A 3,290-nucleotide genomic window follows, 5' to 3' on the forward strand; every position below is an offset into this window, starting at 1 on the left:
ATGGGGCTATATTTTCAACTGAACACCCAGAAGGGATTGCTGAACATGAATCCAAATGATGACGACTCCGTTATGAGAAATGTCGGTTTCGGACTCTCCCTGGGATACCGTTTTTTATGATGAGGCCGGATATTTAATTTCGACTGGATCGATCATGCCTCAAATCGTTGGGGCTGGTGGCACCACCGCCAAACCGCGAAAGCCCCCGCTAGACCTAGTGTCTTCGGGGGCTTTCCAATTTATGTTGACGGAGGCGTTGATGGCATTCGAAATCATAAACATACCACTCTTGAAACTTCCGTATTGTTCATTCAACATTACCAGTATTCTCTTCTTTTCCCAATTATATCTTACCGTGATTGTTTTTCCCTACCATGTTTATTTAATATTATTTTCCAGTTCACTTAAAATATTCTGTAAAATATATTCTGAAATTTTATGCTCCTTATGCGTATCGTCTAACCATAAATCCCATTTACCTTTGTTCAGTTCTTTTACACGATTGAAAACTTCATGGTAATAAGTTTTCCATTTTGTCCCGCCAAAACAACAGGCATCGTACTTGTTTACAACCTGTACTTGTTTTCTATTATCTCCATAAGCCCCAAGTACGTACAACTCAAGATAATTTGCTGTTTGTAAAAGATCCGGAATGCTTTGTTCCCAATCTCCACTATCCTTATCCGAATTGGATCGTAAATACATGGGATAACTTCCTGCAACCGGAAAGCTTATTTTTATTCTCGAATCAATCGCCGCTGCTATAGTTGTAGTCCAGGCACCCCCCGAAATGCCTGTCATTATTACATTGTCGTAGTTGTATCTGTTTTCCAGATTATTTATTGTTGTAATTACCGGTTCGATAAAATATTTAACGGAGTGACCATTCTCCGGTTCTAAAAATTTGAAATGTTCGTGTTGTGTTAAATGAATTTTACCAAGTTTAGGAATAGTTACATAAGGTTTGTTGTTCATGCCAATTAAAGGCATAGCGAATGCTACAACAGAATATCCGTTATCAAGAAATTCCTTAATTACAGATTTACCATTAATAAAATCTCCTCTGTGGCCCTGATGATACAAAACAACTTTATTCTTTTTACTCTTCGGATTAAAATGGTAGATAACTGATTCTAATTCATAATCCATTTTAACAGTTATTTTATTTATGACCTTTAATGATTTGATATCGTTATATTCCGGATCGCTATAATCCTCTTCAACTTTGTATGGCAATTTGTCTAATGGTAATTCATTATTTCCAAAAACTAACTTTATTAGATTGTTTCTGAGTTGAAGAGCGTCATTCTCACTTTGAATTGATATTAGTTTATTCACATCGGTTTCTAAATACACCGGTGGAATTTCAGGTTTCACTTCATACTTTTCTAAACCAAAAATGACACTGCATGTACCAACATTCTCAAAAAACTCAATTTTAATGTCGTATAGTTTATCCTTATTTAGCCGAACTACTTTTCCTTTATAGCTCCCTGCTTCGTGACTGCTCCACGCATCAATAACCAGCTTATTATTAAGAAACAGCCTGAATCCGTTATCTGATTTCATGCCAATCTCATATTCGCCACTGTCCGGAGATTTTAACTGTCCGCTCCATCGCGCTGAGAACCTGTCTTTATTGACACCGTTTGCAGGAGAGCCATATTCCCAGTTAAAGTTTATCTGTTTGTCAACCTTTATAAGAACCGGTTTACCCTCAAGGTTTTTATTGTTAAAGTATTCTCCGGTTAAACCGTCTTTGCCCGAACTATAGAAAATGTTTTGATAATCGGGATTTTCATTCTTGATCTTACCTGTAATATCAATATCGCTTATAAAGTTTTCTTCATTAACATTGTTAGTTTTAATATCAGGCATCTTGGTTGAGGAAGCACTAATGTTTTTGCAGTTTGTAAAAGATATAGCATCTCCATGTTGGGGAGTAATTTTCACCTTATTAAATTCTATCCAGTTTACCCAAGTAAATTTCATCCCTGTTTCAGCTTTAATTTTAATATTCTCAAGTGTAATATTCTCGACCGGACTTAATTTGGTTCCCATCATATTTAAAGCTATATCTGCACTATTGCATGTGATGTTTTTAAACTTTATATCGCGAAATACGGGATAGGCAATACCTTTTTCTGATGCCATATAAGCACCATAGTTAGTGTTAATAATAATTGCTTCACCATTAATGTTTTCCATTTCTATATTCTCGTACCAGATATTTTCAACCACTCCGCCACGGGATGAATTAGATTTTAGACGAATAACTTTGTCGGTTCCAATAAACTTGCAGTCATGTGCATAAATGTTTCGTACATCACCTGACATATCACTGCCAATTACAATACCTCCATGTGCTTTAAGTCCTTCAATTTTGCGGATTACAACATTTTCAGTCGGAAGTCCTAAGCGCCAACCATCCTCGTTTATCCCTGACTTAAGCGCAACACAATCATCTCCTGAATTTATTCGACAATATTCAACCAGCGCATTTTTTGTTGAATTTATATTGATACCATCAGTGTTCTTCCCTCCATAGGTATCTATTTTCAAGCCTCTGACAATTACATTTTCGCAATATGTTATGTCGAATGTCCAAAAAGGACCAGGTTGGGCAATTGTGAATCCTTCAAAGAGTACGTTTTTACAATTAACCGGATTAATAAACTGTGGCCTGAGCCCAGCTGTTGGTGTTCCGTATCTTCGTTTTTCGGTTGGAACATCTTTTAAAACTTGATTTTCGTAAACAAATTTGGCAGTGTATTCGCCTCTTTTTTTCCAGTGCCACCAACTTTCTCCATGACCAAATAATTTGCCCGGGCCTGTAATCGCTATATTTTCACATCCATTAGCATATATCAATGCGGCATAATTATAAACTTCCAAACCTGCCCAGCGTGTTAATACAACAGGTAAGTAATCATTCGGATTTTCACTGAAATGTAATTCTGCGCCCTCTTTAAGGTGTAGGTTAACATTGCTTTTCAGGTGTATCGATCCTGTTAGCCATTTACCGGCAGGTATAATTACCATACCACCCCCGGCATTGTAACAAGCATTTAATGCATTCTTAATAGCTACTGTATTTTTTGTTTTGCCATCGTTTATTGCACCATAATCAACAATGTTGAATGTTTTATCGGGGAATACTGGCTTTTTCAGTTGCGGCATATTAAAAGGTGCAGTAATTGGTTCAATTTCTGCCGGCCATTCAACTGCCTTATTGCGTGATTCATGTATCTGTGCCGATATTCCTGAATCCAGACCTGAGAAAACAATAA

General features: G+C 36.7%; 1 protein-coding gene. It reads right to left on the reverse strand.

What is annotated here, in order from left to right:
* Nucleotides 1-378 precede the first annotated feature (378 nt).
* A partial coding sequence (locus ABFR62_13785; protein ID MEN8139489.1) for a glycosyl hydrolase family 28 protein occupies nucleotides 379-3,290 on the reverse strand: 2,912 nt, incomplete at its 5' end.

It is taken from the genome of Bacteroidota bacterium (assembly GCA_039714315.1).
Lineage (GTDB): Bacteria > Bacteroidota > Bacteroidia > Flavobacteriales > JADGDT01 > JADGDT01.